This is a genomic window from Amycolatopsis sp. NPDC049868 (assembly GCF_044461365.1).
Lineage (GTDB): Bacteria > Actinomycetota > Actinomycetes > Mycobacteriales > Pseudonocardiaceae > Amycolatopsis.
Window position 1 is genome coordinate 65941 of record NZ_JBITKV010000021.1, and the last position, 15777, is coordinate 81717.

Consider the following 15777-nt stretch of genomic DNA (forward strand, 5'->3'; position numbering starts at 1 on the left):
TTCAAGGAGCTTTGAGCAATGGCACGCCGTAAGGGCACCACCACCAGGGTCGACCCGTCAGCGTTCGACCAGCCCGGCGCGAACGTCTTCGACAACTCGCTGAAGACGGAGATCGAGGATTCGTACCTGGAGTACGCCTACTCGGTCATTCACTCGCGGGCGCTCCCGGACGCGCGGGACGGGCTGAAGCCGGTGCACCGCCGGATCATGTACTCGATGAACGAGAACGGCTACCGGCCGACACACGCGTACGTGAAGTCGGCGCGGGTCACCGGCGACGTGATGGGTAAGTACCACCCGCACGGCGAAACGGCGATCTACGACGCCATGGTCCGGCTCGCGCAGGACTTCTCGCTCAACGTCCCGCTGATCGACGGGCACGGCAACTTCGGCTCCCCCGACGACGGTCCGGCCGCCTCGCGGTACACCGAGGCGCGGCTGTCCCCGGAGGCGATGCTGCTGGTCGGCGAGCTCGGCGAGGACACCGTCGACTTCCGGCCGAACTACGACGGTTCGCTCGAAGAGCCGTCGGTGCTGCCCGCCGCCTTCCCGAACCTGCTGGTCAACGGCACTTCCGGGATCGCGGTCGGGATGGCGACCAATATGATCCCGCACAACCTGTCCGAGGTCATCGGCGCGGCGCGGTGGCTGATCAACCACCCGAACGCCACCCTCGACAAGTTGATGGAGTACGTCCCGGGTCCCGACCTGCCGACCGGTGGTTCGCTGCTGGGGCTGGACGAGGTGCGCCGCGCGTACGAGACCGGCCGCGGCGTCGTGCGGATGCGCGCCAGCGCCGAGACCGGTCCGCTGGAGGGCAGCCGCGGCAGGCAGGCGATCACCGTCACCGAGCTGCCGTACGGCGTCGGCCCGGAGAAGGTGATCGAGAAGATCACCGACGAGGTCAACAAGTCCAAGCGCCTCACCGGTATCGCCGACGTCAAGGACCTCACCGACCGCGAGAACGGCACGCGGCTGGTCATCGAATGCAAGGTCGGCGTGAACCCGCAGGCGCTGCTGGCGGATCTGTACCGGCTGACGCCGCTGGAGCAGTCGTTCGGCATCAACAACCTGGTGCTGGTGGACGGGCAGCCGCAGACGCTGGGACTCAAGGCGCTGCTGGAAGTCTTCCTCAGCCACCGCTACGAGGTCGTCACCCGCCGCACGCGGTACCGGCGCCGCAAACGCGAAGAGCGCCTGCACCTGGTCGACGGTCTGCTGATCGCCCTGCTCAACATCGACAAGGTGATCAAGCTGATCCGCGAGAGCGAGAACGCCGCGGCCGCGAAAGACGGCCTGATGAAGCGGTTCAAGCTCTCGGAGATCCAGGCGACCTACATCCTGGACACCCCGCTGCGGCGGCTCACGAAGTACGACCGGATCGAGCTCGAAGCCGAGCAGGACAAGCTGCGCGAGGAGATCGCCGAGCTGTCGAAGATCCTCGACGACGAGTCGGTGCTGAAGAAGGTCGTTTCGGCCGAGCTTGCCAAGATCGCCAAGGACCACCCGACCGAGCGCCGTACCGCGCTGATCGACGGCGATCTCAAGGAGGTCCTCGCCGCGTCGAAGCCGTCGGGTCCGCTGGAGGTCGCCGACGACCCATGCCAGGTGATCCTGTCGGCCACCGGGCTGGTCGCGCGGACGGCGGCGGAATCGGAGGAAGCGTCGGAAGTGCGGCGCCGCAACGGCCGCGTCAAACACGACTCGGTGTCGGCGGTCGTCCATTCGACCGCACGCGGCCAGGTGCTGCTGGTGACCAACCGCGGCCGCGCGTTCAAGACCGACGTGCTGCCGCTGCCGGTGCTGCCCGAGCAAGCGGGCACCGTGTCGCTTCGCGGTGGAATGGCCGCGAAGGAACTCGTACCGCTGGAGAAGGGCGAGCGCGTCATCGGCCTGGCCCCGCTCGGCGAACAGGCCGCCGGCTCCCCGGGCCTCGCGCTCGGCACGAAACAAGGCGTCGTGAAGGTGTGCGCGCCGGAATGGCCGGTCCGCTCCGACGAGTTCGACGTGATCAGCCTGAAGGACGGCGATGAGGTCGTCGGCGCCACCTGGCTCACCGACGGCAACGAGACGCTGGCGTTCCTGACGTCCGAAGCGTCATTGCTGCGCTACGCCGCTTCGCTGGTGCGGCCGCAGGGTCTCAAGGGCGGTGGCATGGCGGGCGTCGTCGTACGCGGCGATGCTGAAGTGGTCTTCTTCGGCGCGATCCGCACCGACGACGCCGAACACGGCGAACCGATGGTCGTCACCGCGACCGGCGCGAGTGTGAAGGTGACCCCGTTCAGCGAGTACCCGGCCAAGGGCCGCGCGACCGGCGGTGTCCGGGCGCAGCGGTTCCTCAAGGGCGAAACGCGGCTGATCGTCGGCTGGATCGGCCCGCGTCCGGCCGGCGCCGCCCGCAACGGCGACCCGGTGGAACTGCCGGAGATCGACGTCCGGCGCGACGGCTCCGGCCACGCGCACCCCGGCCCGGAGGTCGTCGGCCACCTGATCGAACGCGACTGACCCCGCCCCACGCGTGATTGGAGCCGTAACTCGCGTACCTCGTGAGTTACGCCTCCAATCACGCGAGTTCCGGCCCCCATCACGCGAGTTACGCCTTCAGTCACGTGTGCCGTCCGTCTGATCACACGTGTCGTCCGGTCGGTCACGAGTGTCGTCCGCCGGGCAGCCGGATCCCGAGTGGTAGCAAAGGTCCCTTGCTCCCTCAGCGGCCCAGCAGGCCCTTCGCGATATGCGTCACCTGGATCTCGTTGCTCCCCGCGTAGATCATCAGCGACTTCGCGTCCCGCGCCAGCTGCTCCACCCGGTACTCCGCCATGTACCCGTTACCGCCGAACAGCTGCACGGCCTCCATCGCGACCTCGGTGGCCGCCTCCGACGAGTACAGCTTCATCGCCGAAGCCTCGGCCAGCGTCGGCATCTTGCCCGCGCGCAGGGTCTCGATCAGCTGGAAGACCATGTTCCGCACGTTGATCCGCGCGACCTCCATCTTCGCCAGCTTGAGCTGGATCAGCTGGAACCGCCCGATCTCCTGGCCCCACAGCTTCCGGTTCTTCGCGTAGTCCACGCAAAGCCGGTGGCATTCGTTGATGATCCCGAGTGCCAGCGCCGCGACCCCGATCCGCTCGACGGCGAACCCGGACTTCACCTCGGCCTTGCTGTCGCCGTCGCGGCCGGTCTCGGATCCGCCGAGCAGCCTGTCCCGCCCGAGCCGGACGTCGCTGAAGAACAGCTCGCCGGTCGGCGACGACATCATGCCCATCTTCTTGAACGGCTTGCCCTGCGTGAGCCCGGGCATCCCCTTGTCCAGCACGAACGTCAGCACCTTGCGATCCCGCACGTCCGAGCCGTCGTCGAGTTTCGCGTACACGATGATCGTGTCGGCGTACGGACCGTTGGTGATGAAGGTCTTCTGTCCGTTGAGGACGTACTCGTCGCCGTCGCGCCGCACCGACGTCTTCATGCCGCCGAAAGCGTCCGAGCCGGAGTCGGGTTCGGTGATCGCCCACGCCCCGACCTTCTCGAACGTCGCCAGCCCGGGCAGCCAGCGCTCCTTCTGCGCCTGCGTACCCTTGGTCAGGATCGTCTGCGCGGTCAGCCCGATGCTCACGCCGAGCGAGGCGACGATACCGAGGCTGACCCCGGCCAGTTCGCTCACCGCGATGAGCGCCATCGCCTCCTGCCCGCCGAAGGCCAAACCGCCGCCATCACCGGAGCCGCGCTCCTTCGACAGCAGTTTCGACACCGATTCCCGCGCGAGCGCGTCGATGCCGAAGGACGCGAACATCTTCCGGATGATGTCGTACGGCGGCAGCGTCCCGCTTTCCAGCGCGTCGAGGTGCGGCCGGATCTCCTTGTCGACGAACTCCCGGATCGCGTCCCTGATCAGCAGTTCGGTCTCGGACCACTCGATCACGGGAGCCTCGCGGCGATGTCGCCGATCTCCCACGCCGCCTCGGTTTCGATCACCTTGACGTCGTGCCAGCCCGCGAGTTCGGAGATCGCGCCGCCCTGCACCGCGAACACCTTGCCGGTGATCGGGCATTTCTCGGTCGCGAGGTAGGCCACCAGCGGCGAGATGTTCGCCGGGGAAAACGCGTCGAACTCCCCTTCTTCGACCTCCTGCGCGAAGATCGCGCCCATACCCGGCGTCGCCAGGGTGAGCCGGGTGCGCGCGATCGGCGCGATCGCGTTGACCCGCACGCCGTAGCGTTCCAGCTCCTCGGCGGCGACCAGCGTCAGCGCGGCGATGCCCGCCTTCGCCGCGCCATAGTTCGCCTGCCCCGCGTTCGGCAGCGTGGTCCCCGACGCCGAGGCGGTGTTGATCACCGAGCCCGCAACCGGTTCACCGGCCTTGCTCGCGGCCTTCCAGTACGCGGCCGCGTGCCGCAGCACCGCCGCGTGCCCCTTCAAGTGCACGGCGATCACGGAATCCCATTGGGACTCCTCAAGACCGGCGATGAACGCGTCGCGCAGGATGCCCGCGTTGTTCACGACGACGTCGAGCCTGCCGAACTGGTCCACCGCCTGCGTCACCAGTTCGGCGGCGCCCGCCCAATCGGCGACGTTGGCCGTGTTCGCCACGGCCTTCCCGCCCGCCGCGTGGATCTCGTCGACGACCTCCTGTGCCGGCCCGGCGTCGCTGCCACTGCCGTCGTTCGCCCCGCCGAGGTCGTTGACCACGACACTCGCGCCCTCCCGCGCGAACAGCAGCGCGTGCTCGCGGCCGATCCCGCGGCCGGCGCCGGTGATGACGGCGACCCGCCCGTCGAGTGCTCCCATGGCTTTGCTCCTACTCCGCGAATTCCGCGAGACCGTCTTTGATCACGACGGTTTCGCCGACGGTGGTTTCGAACGCGTAGCTCCCGGCGCCCGCGCGCCAGATCTGCGTCGTCAGGTCCTGGCCGGGCAGCACCGGCTTGGCGAACCGGACGGCGAACCGCTTCAGTCTGTCCACATCGGACCCGGCGACTTCGGTCAGCAGCGCCCACGAAGTGAACGCCATGGTGCACAGGCCGTGCGCGATGATCCCCGGCAGCCCCGAATCCTTCGCGACCTCTTCGTCGAGATGGATCGGCATGGGGTCGCCGGCGGCGGGCGCGTACCGGTACGTCTGGTCGTCGTCGACGTGCTGGTTCACTTTCGCCACCGGCGCCTGCGAGCGCAGGTCTTCGTCGAACTTGTGCTCCGGCCCGAGTTCGCCGCGTGTCTCCCCGGTGTCGAACCCGCGCACGAACAGCGTCACGTACTGCTCGTTGACCAGGTCGCCGTCCTCGGTCCGGCATTCGAGGTGGATCGTGCCGCGGGTGCCGTTCGGCAGGCCCTCATAACCGGTCATCCGCGCTCGTGACACGAGTTTGTCGCCGGGACGGATCGGCCGGTGGAACCGGAACTCCTGCTCCCCGTGGACGATCCGGCCGAACAGGCCGACCGGGACGACCTCGAGCGCGGGTTCCATCAGCGACTCGAACACCGGCACGATCGCGAACACGGGGCTCGCGACGTCACCGGCGAGGTGCGCGGGGATCGGGTCGTTGGTGGCCTTCGCGTACTCGATCAGCCGCTCGCGGGTGACCTCGAACCGGGACTCGTCGGTCCACTTGCCGAGCCCGCCGGGGTCGAACCGCTCGGTCATGAGACCAGCGCCTTGAAGTTCTCGAGGGAGGCGTCGAGGTTCTTCTTGCCGTCCTTCTCGACGGCCTTGCCGAGGGCGCCGACGATCATCTGGCCGGCGAACTCCGCGTCGATGCTGGCGAGCGAACCGGCTCCGGACGCTTCCACGGACAGCTCGAACTTGACCTTCACCCCTGCCATCCTGGTGCCGGAGATCGCGAGCTTCGACGGCGCCTCGAACTCGTCGACGGTCCAGGTAATCGTGTTCGGCATCCCGAGCATCGTGACGACCTCGGAAGCCTGCGCGCCCTTGGAGAATTCGGCCGGGACCTCGCCCTTCCACTTGGTGTGGATGGTCAGCCACTTCTCGAAGTTGTTGGGGTCGGAGAACTCCGCCCACACCTTGTCGGGAGCGGCGGGGAGTTCGACGGAGGCACTGATCTTGCCCATGGTTCTTCCTTTCGGGATCAGCGCTCGGCGCGCTGGTAGGCGGTGACGACGGCGGCGCCGCCGAGTCCGATGTTGTGCTGGAGCGCGGCCTGGACGCCGTCGACCTGGCGTTTGTCGGCGGTGCCGCGCAGTTGCCAGGTCAGTTCGGCGCACTGCGCGAGGCCGGTGGCGCCGAGCGGATGCCCCTTGGAGATCAGCCCGCCGGACGGGTTGACGACCCATTTCCCGCCATAGGTGGTGTCACCGGAGTCGACGAGCTTCCCGGCTTCCCCTTCGGCGCAGAGTCCGAGCGCTTCGTAGAGCAGGAGTTCGTTGGCGGAGAAGCAGTCGTGCAGCTCGATGACCTGGAAGTCCTCCGCGCCGAGCCCCGCCTGGTCGTACACCTGGCGCGCGGCCTGGACGTTCATGTCGTAGCCGATGATGTTCTTCGCGGTTCCGTCGAAGGTGCTGGCGAAGTCGGTGGTCATCGCCTGCCCGACGATCTCCACGGCCTGCCCGGCCAGCCCATGCGAGTCCACAAAGGACTCACTGGCGAGGATCGCCGCACCGGAGCCGTCCGAGGTCGGCGAACACTGGAGCTTCGTGAGCGGGTCGTAGATCATCCGCGAGTCGAGGATGTCCTGCAGTGAATAGCTTTCCTGGAACTGCGCGTACGGGTTGTTCACCGAGTGCCGGTGGTTCTTCTCGCCGATCTTGGCGAAGTGCTCGGCGGTCGTGCCGTAGGTCTTCATATGCTCGCGGCCGGCCGCACCGAACATCCACGGCGCGGGCGGGAAGAGCACCTCGGAGATCTCCGCGAGCGCCTGGATATGCCTGCCCATCGGCTGCTCGCGGTCGTCGTAGGTCGAGCCGAGGGATCCGGGCTGCATCTTCTCGAAGCCGAGCGCGAGCGCACAGTCCGCACGGCCGCCCCGGATCGCTTCCGCGGCGAGGTACAGCGCGGTCGACCCGGTCGAACAGTTGTTGTTGACGTTGACGACCGGGATCCCGGTCATGCCGAGTTCGTAGACCGCCCGCTGCCCTGAGGTCGACTCGCCGTAGACGTAGCCGACGTAGGCCTGCCGCACCTCGTCGAAGGAGATCCCGGCGTCGGCGAGTGCCTTGGTCCCGGACTCCTTGGCCATCTGCGGGTAGTCCCAGCCCTCGCGGCGTCCGGGTTTCTCGAACTTCGTCATGCCCACGCCGACGACGTACACCTTGTTGGCCACCACGACGCTCCTTGTCGTTGCCGGGTCGCTGCTGCCACTGAAGATACAGACAGGTTTGTATTTATCAACCCCTTACATACAGGTCTGCACGGATGTTACTTAGGGCACGAGTGGCTAAGGTCGAGATATGGATCCTGAAGAGCTTCGGCAGCGGTTCTCCCTGCTGACCACCGCACATCTGACCGACGGCTGCGTCCGCGCCGGCGTTCAGGTCCGGTGCGCGCCCACCGGCACGCACTCGGTCGTGCCCGGCGCCCGCGTGGCCGGGCGGGTCACCCCCGCGCGGCACGTCGGCAGCGTCGACGTCTTCCTGGAGGCGTACGAAATCGCGAATCCCGGCGACATCCTTGTCGTCGACAACGGCGGCAGGCTCGACGAGAGCTGCGTCGGGGACCTCGCGGTCCTCGAAGCGCAGGCGGCCGGGCTGAGCGGCGTGGTGATCTGGGGGCTGCACCGCGACACCGCCGACATCAAGAAGATCGGGCTGCCGGTGTTCAGCCTCGGCTCGATCCCGACCGGCCCGCTCTCGGTCTCCGCCCGCCCGGACGGCGCGCTCGATTCGGCCGCCGTCGGGGAATGGACGGTGACGCGGGAAGACCTCGTGTTCGGCGACGAGGACGGCGTCCTGTTCGTCCCGGCCGACCGGGCGGACGAGGTCCTGGACCGCGCCGAAGGCATCCGCGACACGGAGCGGCGCCAGGCCGACCGGATCCGCGCCGGAGAGTCTCTTCGCGAACAGGTGCGCTTCGCCGACTTCCTCGCAGAGCGGGCGAAGTCGCCTTCGCTGACGTTCCGGCAGCACCTGCGGGCGGTCGGGGGCGCCATCGAGGAGTAGCAAGGGACCTTTGCTACCACCTGGCTCTGGGCACACCGCGCAGGCCGTCCGTGAAGGCCTCCTTCACTACCCTCAGAGTAGTGAAGGAGGCCTTCACGGCACCCGCGGGAGAGCCCTGCGCGTCCTCGTACGGTTCACCTTCCGCCGAGCCACAGCAGCCCGTCGATGACGAAGCGGTTCTGCACCTCGCTGGCGAAGGTCGACGAAAGCGGCTGGTTCGTCTCGTAGTTCATCTTGTTGTGGCCGAAGTTCGCGTAGAGCATCTTGTACTTGGCGTTGGTCCAGAGGATCGGGTAGTACCCGCTGTACCAGGACTGGTTCGGGTCGGTACCGAGCGGGAAGCTCACCGGGTCCACCGACGCGAGGATCCGGATGTCCGGGTTCTTGCGCAGGTCGCTGTTCCAGGCGTACCACTCGCTCACCGACGAGGTGAACGTCGCGGGCAGCCGCGTGGTCGAGGGATGCGGCCGGTTCTCCACCTTGAGCGTCGCCGTCGTCGGACCCCAGGTGTTGGACTTGAACGCACCCGTGCCGAGGAACCTGTTGTGATACCAGTCCCAAGTGGACGGATTGGTGTTGAACGCGGCCACATGGAAGCCGAAGAACGCGCCGCCCGCGTTCATGTAGCGCTCGAAGCCCGAACGCTGCGCAGAGGTCTGCGGCAGGTCGTCCAGGAAGAGCACGACCTGGTACTGCGAGGGCTGGAGCGAGTTCAACCGGTTCCAGTCGTTGGTCGCGGTGTAGCTGAAGTTGTTCTGTGAAGCGATTTTCGGGAACCACTGGTTGGCTTCCTTGACGAAGCTGATGTGCGCCGCGTCGTAGGTGCCGTTGTAGAACGCGAGCACCTTGAACGCGGGTGCCGCCTGTGCCGTCACCGGCGCCGACGCCAGCGCGAGACACGAAACGAACAGCAGAGCGAGCCGGACCGCGAATTTCCTCATCCTCACCACCCGTGCCGATAGCGAAGGCCGAACCCGAACGGGAACAGCCCGGACTTCCGTCGCCGAGGTTGATCGGCCACCGCTATTTCAAGTCTTGAATTAACTCACGACAAAGCGCGCGTGGTCTAGACCTACAGAAAATACGGTTCCCGATGACCGGCACCGGCCCGGATCGATAACCTGGAGATTATGGAACTGCGGGATATCGAGATCTTCCTGGCGCTGGCCGACGAGCTGCATTTCGGCCGCACCGCGGAACGCCTGCACGTCTCGCAGGCGAGGGTGAGCCAGACGATCAAGCAAGTGGAGCGCCGGATCGGCGTACCGCTGTTCGCCCGTACCAGCCGACGCGTCCGGCTCACGCCGATCGGCGAACGGCTGCGGGACGACCTCGGCCCCGCCTACCGCGCGCTGCATGAAGGCATCGATCGCGCGATCGCGGCCGGCCGTGGGATCGGCGGCGTGCTGCGGCTGGGCTTCGAGGCACCGGGCGTCGCCGACCTGACCGAAGACCGGCTGGACCGTTTCCGGCAGCGCTATCCGGACACCGAGCTGCTCATTCGCGAGGCCGATTTCGCCGACCCGTTCGCGATGCTGCGATCGGGTGAGATCGACGTGCTCGTGACGCTGCTTCCGGTCGACGAACCCGATCTCACGACCGGACCGGCCATGTACACCGAGCCGATGGTGCTCGCGGTGTCGTCGAAACACCCTTTCGCGCGACGGAAGTCAGTCACCCTCGACGACCTCGCCCGCGACACCGTCCTTCGCGCGGCGCATCCGCCGGAGCCGTACTGGATCGAGGAACCGAGGCAATGGCTGACGCCTGCCGGGCATCCCGTGAGCCGGGGCACCCCCTTCGCGACCTTTCAAGAGCTGCTCGCCGCGATCGCCACCGGTGCCGGCATCTGCCCGCTCGCCGCGCACGCGCGGGAGTACTTCAGCCACCCGCGAATCCGCTTCGTGCCCTTCGCCGGCTCACCCGACGTCGAGTGGGGCCTCGTCTGGCCGCGCTCCGCCGAGACAGCCCGCGTACAGGCCTTCGCCGCCGTCGCCTCCGCTTCGCGCGACCAACGCGTTTAGTCCTCTGAATGCGGCGCCCACCTGCGGAAAGGGAGCAAGGGACCTTTGCTACCACCCAGCCGCCCACCACCCCCGAACAACGTGAAGGCCCCCTTCCCGCGGCTCAGCCGAGGCAAGGGGGCCTTCACGAGGAAAGCTAGCCGATGACCTTCCGCACCCAGTCCTGTTCGAGCTTCACGACCTGCCCGTTCGAAGTGACGGTCGGCGTGCCGAAACCGGGGCCGTTGCCGAAGTCCTGCTGCAGCGACGGGTCCGTGGAGATCTTCTTGTACGCGTCCTGGATCTCCTGCTCGTAGGCGCCGCTGTTGACCTTGAGCGCGAAGGCCGGGTCGGTGATGCCGACGTCCTGGCCGAGCTTGATCAGCTGCGCCTTGTCGAAGCCGCGTCCGCCTTCCTCCGGCTGGTCCTTGAACAGCGCGTCGTGGAAGGCGAGGAACTTGCCCGCGTCGGCCGCCGCGAGGGAGGCGTTGGCCGAGTCCAGCGAGTAGCCCGGCGGGTCGGAGCGCTGGTTGAGCATCGGCAGCATGTGGTACCGGACCTGCAGGGTCCCGTTGTTCACCTGCTCTTCGATCTGGCCCTTGAACGACTCTTCGAACTGCTTGCAGACCGGGCAGAGGAAGTCGGCATAGATGTCGATGGTCTTCTTCGCCTCGGGCTTGCCGACGACCACAGCGGCCCCGTCGCGCTTCTCGACGACGCCGGGCGCCGAAGCGGTCGGCTGTGCCCCGATCACCTTGCCCTCGGTGCTGTCCTTGTTGGACGTCGTCCAGATGACACCACCGATCACCAGCGCGGCGAGGACGACCACCGCGACGGTGATCGCGACGACCTTCTTGCTGTCGCCGCCCGCGGTGCCCCTGGCCTGTGCCACCGAGCGCGCCGCCGTCTGCTGCTGCTTGCGTTTCCGAGCGTTGCGCTCAGCTCCACCCACGATTATTCGTTCCCTTCAGCGATACCCACATAGTCGTCGTCGGCGGGGGCCCCGGAGTTCCCGAGCCAGCCGTCCACCGACAGCCAGGTCCGCGGCCGCACGATCAGCCACACACCCAGGAGCGCGAATCCGAGGTCCCTGGCGATCTCCTGCGGATACTGCGTCTGATCCGCGGCGACCTGACCGCCACCGCCGAAGCAGCCGCAGTCGATGCTCAGCCCGCGCGCCCAGGATTGGGCGATGGCGGCGATGAGCACCGCGAGCAGCAGCACCGACAGCACCGACACCCACCGGGTCACGAACCCGGCGAGCAGGAACAGGCCGAGCGCCAGTTCGACGAGCGGCATCCCGATCGCGACCGGGCGGACGAGCCCGTCCGGCAGGACATCGAAGGCCTGGACCGCGATGTAGGTCTGCCCCGGATCGCTGATCTTCAGCGCTCCGGAAACCAACCAGACGGCGGCCAGTCCGAGCCGGGCGAGTGTGCCCACGGCGTCGAGTACGACTTGGGGCGGTCTACGCACGGGCCTAGGCTAACCGCCGACCCTGAGAACAATGTGAGGCGGCGGACGGAGGCACCCAATGAGGGGACGCGCCCTGCTGGTGGCCTGCTTGATGCTGGTCACAGCGGCGGCCTGCGGCGAAGAGGCCGGTCCGTCGGATTCCCTCGTCGCGCGCGCCGTCGCGTCCAACAAACTCACCATCGGCATCCGCTTCGACCAGCCGGGCCTTTCCCGAAGGACGATGGACGGCCGCTACGTCGGCTTCGACGTCGACGTGGCGAAGTACGTCGCGAGCGAACTGGGTGTCGACGAGGATCACATCACCTGGCACGACAGCAGGCCGTCGTCCCGCGAGACGGACATCACCTCGGGGATCACGGATCTGATGGTGGCGACCTACTCCATCACCGACAAACGCAAACAGGTGGTCGCCTTCGCCGGGCCCTATTTCGACGCCGGCCAGGATCTCCTCGTCCGCCTCCGGTCGACCGACATCACCGGCCCCGAGAACCTCAACGGCCGCAAGCTGTGCGCCGTGGGCGGCACCACGTCCGCCGAACAGGTGCGCGACAAGTTCGCCCAGGCCGTGCAGCTCGTCGAATACCCGCGCTACCAGGACTGCGTCACCGCCCTCCTCGCCGGGCAGGTGGACGCGGTGACCACCGACGACGTCATCCTCGCCGGTTACGTGGCGCAGAACCCGGAGCTGCTGAGGGTCGTCGGCAAGCCGTTCTCGAAGGAGAAGTACGGCGTCGGCCTGCGCAAGGAAGACACCGAGGGCCGGGCGGCGGTGGCCAAGGCGATCCAGAAGATGATCTCGTCCGGCGAATGGCTCGAATCGCTGAACCGCAACATCGGCCCGTCCGGCTACCGGATCCCGCCTCCGCCACAGGTCACCGAGAAGTGACCCTTCCCGATCTGCCGGTTCGCGCCGTCCTGCCCGAACTCGAAGCCGCGCTCGACGCGCACGGCACCGCGGTCCTCGTCGCGCCCCCTGGCACCGGCAAGACCACCTTGGTGCCGCTCGCGCTGGACAACGGCGAAGGCCGGGTGATCGTCGCCGAACCGAGGCGGCTCGCCGCACGGGCCGCGGCGGCGAGGATGGCGTCCCTGCTCGGCGAGCGGGTCGGTGAGACGGTCGGCTATTCGGTCCGCGGAGATCGAAAGGTGTCGTCTTCGACGCGGATCGAAGTCGTCACCTCGGGATTGCTGGTCCGGCGCGTGCAGGGCGATCCCGAACTGGCCGGGGTGTCGACCGTCCTGCTCGACGAATGCCACGAACGCCATCTCGACGCGGATCTCTTGCTCGCGCTGCTGCTGGACGTGCGCGCCGGGCTACGGGACGACCTGCGCCTGCTCGCGACGTCCGCCACGGTGGCCTCCGGACGGCTGGCGGCCCTGCTCGGCGACGCACCGGTGATCATCGCGCACGCGAGGACCTATCCGGTCGACGTCTCGTACTCCCCGCCCGCGCGCGGCGAGCGGATCGAGGCGACCGTGGCCCGCGTGATCCACAAAGCACTGTCCGAAGGGGACGGTGACGTGCTCGCCTTCCTGCCCGGTGCCGGTGAGATCGCCAGGGTGAGCGGGCTTCTCAACGGCCTCGACGCCGACGTGCTGCCCCTGCACGGACGGCTTTCGGCGGCGAGCCAGGACGACGCGCTGCGCCCGCGCGACCGTCGCAGGGTGGTGCTCTCGACCTCGGTCGCCGAGTCCAGCCTGACCGTGCCGGGAGTGCGCGCGGTGGTGGACTGCGGGCTTTCCCGCGTTTCCCGCGTCGATCACCGGCGCGGCCTGCCAGGACTGGCGACGGTCCGCGTTTCGGCCGCGGTCGCCGAACAGCGAGCCGGCCGCGCCGGACGTGAAGCGCCGGGACGCGCGTACCGATGCTGGGCCGCGCACGAGCAGGGGTCGCTGCCCGCCTATCCCGAACCCGAGATCCGCACGGCGGAACTGGCGCGGTTCGCCCTCGAACTCGCCTGCTGGTCCACTCCGGACGGTTCCGGCCTCGCCTGGTGGGACCCGCCCGGCGAAGGCGCGCTGGCCGCCGGGCGGGCGTTGCTGACCACGCTCGGGGCGACCGCGGAGGACGGCACGGTCACCGAGCGCGGGCGGAAGATGGCCGGACTGGGCCTGCATCCGCGGCTGGCGAGGGCGTTGCTGGACGGTGCGGCGCGGACCAACGCGCGTTCGGCCGCCGAAGTCGTCGCGCTGCTGGACAGCGGCGGCACACTGACCGACCTCGAAGCCGAGCTGCGCCGAGTACGCGGCGACGAGCGCTGGAAACGCGACGTGCGACGGCTTTCCCGGCTGGTGCCCGACGGCGGCAACGCGTCCGATCCGGCGCTGGTGGTGGCGCTCGCGCATCCCGAGCGGCTCGCGCGGCGGCGTGCCACGGGGACTCCGGTGTATCTGATGGCCGGGGGAACGGCGGCCGAACTCCCGCGTGGCAGCGGGCTGGCCGACGTCGAATGGCTGGCCGTGGCCGAAGCGACCCGGGATCCCGGACGCGCGCAGGGCATCATCCGGCTGGCGGCACCCGCCGACGAGGACCTCGCCGTACGCGCCGCCCCGAATCTGGTGTCCTCAGTGGACGAAGTGCGCTGGTCTTCGGGTGACGTCGTCGCGCGATCGGTGCGGCGGCTCGGGGCGATCGTGCTTTCGGAGAAGCCGTTGCGCTCGCCCGCGCCGGACGCGATCCGCGCCGCGCTGCTGGAGGGTTTGCGCACCGAGGGGCTCGGTCTGCTGCGCTGGTCGGAGGACGGCGGGCGGCTGCGCGAACGGCTGTCGTTCCTGCACCGGGTGCTGGGCCCGCCTTGGCCCGCGGTCTCCGACGCGGATTTACTATCCACTTTGGACAATTGGCTCGATCTCGGCTCGGCTCGCCGCCGGTCGGACCTGGCATCGCTGGACGCGGGCGCCGCGCTGCGCGGATTGCTGCCCTGGCCCGAGGCGTCGCGTTTGGACGAACTGGCGCCGGATCGGCTGGAGGTACCGTCGGGTTCGCGGATCCGGGTCGACTATTCGGGCGAGCAGCCGGTGCTGGCCGTGAAACTGCAGGAGACCTTCGGCTGGCTCGCGACGCCGGAGCTGGCGGGTGTTCCGGTGGTGCTGCACCTGCTCTCCCCCGCAGGCCGGCCGGCCGCCGTCACCGCCGATCTGGAATCGTTCTGGCGCAACGGTTACGCGGCCGTGCGCGCCGATCTTCGCGGACGCTACCCGAAACACCCGTGGCCGGAGGATCCGCTGACCGCCGCGCCCACCCGGCGCACCGCGCGCCGCGGCTCCTGAGGTCAGTCCATCAACTGATGCTGAGGCTTGGTCGGCAACTGTGCCGCCAGCTCTTCGTCGTCCTCACGTTCGTTCAGCCCCAGCTGCACGGCGCTGCGGATCTGCTCCCGGTTCTCCCGCACCACATGCGCGAAGAATTCGTCGATCCGCGGATCGGTCAGCACTTCGAGGATCACGCGCATCGCGGTGTCGATCACCGAACGCACCACCTCGTCGTGGAACGGCAGTTTCGAAAGCCGCCCGGCCTGCGGGTCGTTCTTGAGTTTCTCCGCGATGATCCCCCGCAACAGCGTCTGGTTCTCGCCGAGTGAGCGCGCGAGGTTCTGCGGATAGTTCCCGGTTTCCAGCACCTTCACCACCTCGTCGAGCACCGCGATCGTGATCGGCTTCTTGATCGCCAGCACGATCGGCCGGGAAAGCCGTTCGACCAGCCGCTGCGTGAACCGCTCCCCGAACGCGCGGTCCGCCGTACGGGCGAGCCGGACCAGGACCACGATGATCCGCAACAGCCGGAAGCCGCGCAGCGCCGGATGCGCGATGGGGATCATGCCGAGGATCTCGTACCAGTTGCGCAGCGGGAACCACTTCTCCCAGCGATGGCGGCGCCACCGCCACAGGAATTCCAGCGCGAAGATCCCGCACACCGTCGTGTCGATGACGAAGACGCGGTGCGCCGTCTCGTCCGAATGCGGGAAGAACGTCACGTAGGCGAGCAGCCCGACGGAGAACACGGCGAGGACGAGCATCACCAGGTCGAGCGGATTCACGCGCCGTTGTTCGCGGGTGGTCATGGCGCCGATTGTGCCTTTCCGCGCGGACTCGTGCCGACCGGCACCTGCCGAAAGTAAGGGGTGGCCGATGACTTCGGAGCAATGTCCGCGGGTGTCCCCGCGTCGGAGGATTCAGGGACACGAAGGAG

Annotated in this window: 14 protein-coding genes; 5 read left to right on the plus strand and 9 right to left on the minus strand. The window is 68.2% G+C overall.

All coding sequences use genetic code 11. The features are described from left to right. Positions 1-18: 18 nt before the first annotated feature. Positions 19-2505, plus strand: a complete 2487-nt coding sequence (locus tag ACIBTM_RS44005) for a DNA topoisomerase (ATP-hydrolyzing) subunit A (RefSeq protein WP_395883074.1) — start codon at positions 19-21, stop codon at positions 2503-2505. A 202-nt stretch (positions 2506-2707) separates the two neighbouring features. Here the strand turns inward: ACIBTM_RS44005 and ACIBTM_RS44010 are convergent, their stop codons facing one another. The 5 genes from ACIBTM_RS44010 to ACIBTM_RS44030 are packed head-to-tail and all read right to left on the minus strand — an operon-like array spanning position 2708 to position 7277. Next, positions 2708-3919 carry an acyl-CoA dehydrogenase family protein gene (locus ACIBTM_RS44010; protein ID WP_395883075.1) on the minus strand — a complete coding sequence of 404 codons (1212 nt, stop codon included), beginning with the start codon at positions 3917-3919 and terminating at the stop codon, positions 2708-2710. Continuing rightward, on the minus strand, positions 3916-4785 hold the full coding sequence (locus ACIBTM_RS44015; RefSeq protein WP_395883076.1) for an SDR family oxidoreductase: 870 nt from the start codon (positions 4783-4785) through the stop codon (positions 3916-3918). Before ACIBTM_RS44015 ends, ACIBTM_RS44010 begins: the two co-directional genes overlap by 4 nt. A gap of 10 nt (positions 4786-4795) precedes the next feature. Next, positions 4796-5638, minus strand: a complete 843-nt coding sequence (locus tag ACIBTM_RS44020; RefSeq protein ID WP_395883077.1) for a MaoC/PaaZ C-terminal domain-containing protein — start codon at positions 5636-5638, stop codon at positions 4796-4798. Then, positions 5635-6066 carry an SRPBCC family protein gene (locus tag ACIBTM_RS44025; protein WP_395883078.1) on the minus strand — a complete coding sequence of 144 codons (432 nt, stop codon included), beginning with the start codon at positions 6064-6066 and terminating at the stop codon, positions 5635-5637. The genes ACIBTM_RS44020 and ACIBTM_RS44025 overlap by 4 nt, the downstream gene beginning before the upstream one ends. Before the next feature lie 17 nt (positions 6067-6083). Next, positions 6084-7277 (minus strand): lipid-transfer protein, encoded by a 1194-nt coding sequence (locus ACIBTM_RS44030; RefSeq protein WP_199755096.1) that lies wholly within the window; start codon positions 7275-7277, stop codon positions 6084-6086. A gap of 124 nt (positions 7278-7401) precedes the next feature. Here ACIBTM_RS44030 and ACIBTM_RS44035 point away from each other — a divergent pair, with 124 nt between their 5' ends. Next, positions 7402-8109 carry an RraA family protein gene (locus ACIBTM_RS44035; RefSeq protein ID WP_395883079.1) on the plus strand — a complete coding sequence of 236 codons (708 nt, stop codon included), beginning with the start codon at positions 7402-7404 and terminating at the stop codon, positions 8107-8109. 134 nt (positions 8110-8243) lie between these two features. Here the strand turns inward: ACIBTM_RS44035 and ACIBTM_RS44040 are convergent, their stop codons facing one another. After that, positions 8244-9050 (minus strand): ThuA domain-containing protein, encoded by an 807-nt coding sequence (locus ACIBTM_RS44040; RefSeq protein WP_395883080.1) that lies wholly within the window; start codon positions 9048-9050, stop codon positions 8244-8246. A 189-nt stretch (positions 9051-9239) separates the two neighbouring features. Here ACIBTM_RS44040 and ACIBTM_RS44045 point away from each other — a divergent pair, with 189 nt between their 5' ends. Beyond that, positions 9240-10133 carry a LysR family transcriptional regulator gene (locus ACIBTM_RS44045; RefSeq protein WP_395883081.1) on the plus strand — a complete coding sequence of 298 codons (894 nt, stop codon included), beginning with the start codon at positions 9240-9242 and terminating at the stop codon, positions 10131-10133. Between the two features lie 136 nt (positions 10134-10269). Here ACIBTM_RS44045 and ACIBTM_RS44050 read toward each other — a convergent pair whose 3' ends face one another. Then, complete coding sequence (locus ACIBTM_RS44050) at positions 10270-11064, minus strand: DsbA family protein (protein WP_395883082.1); 795 nt, start codon at positions 11062-11064, stop codon at positions 10270-10272. Between the two features lie 2 nt (positions 11065-11066). After that, the gene (locus ACIBTM_RS44055) at positions 11067-11555 is read right to left on the minus strand and encodes a MauE/DoxX family redox-associated membrane protein (RefSeq protein WP_395883127.1); all 489 of its coding nucleotides are present in this window, start codon (positions 11553-11555) and stop codon (positions 11067-11069) included. Between the two features lie 91 nt (positions 11556-11646). Here ACIBTM_RS44055 and ACIBTM_RS44060 point away from each other — a divergent pair, with 91 nt between their 5' ends. Continuing rightward, positions 11647-12474 (plus strand): glutamate ABC transporter substrate-binding protein, encoded by an 828-nt coding sequence (locus ACIBTM_RS44060; protein ID WP_395883083.1) that lies wholly within the window; start codon positions 11647-11649, stop codon positions 12472-12474. After that, positions 12471-14858: an ATP-dependent helicase HrpB gene (hrpB, locus tag ACIBTM_RS44065; RefSeq protein ID WP_395883084.1), complete on the plus strand. Its 2388-nt coding sequence runs from the start codon at positions 12471-12473 to the stop codon at positions 14856-14858. Before ACIBTM_RS44060 ends, hrpB begins: the two co-directional genes overlap by 4 nt. A 2-nt stretch (positions 14859-14860) precedes the next feature. Here hrpB and ACIBTM_RS44070 read toward each other — a convergent pair whose 3' ends face one another. Continuing rightward, entirely contained in the window at positions 14861-15649 is a 789-nt protein-coding gene (locus ACIBTM_RS44070) for an ion transporter (RefSeq protein WP_395883085.1), read from the minus strand. Positions 15650-15777: the final 128 nt, after the last annotated feature.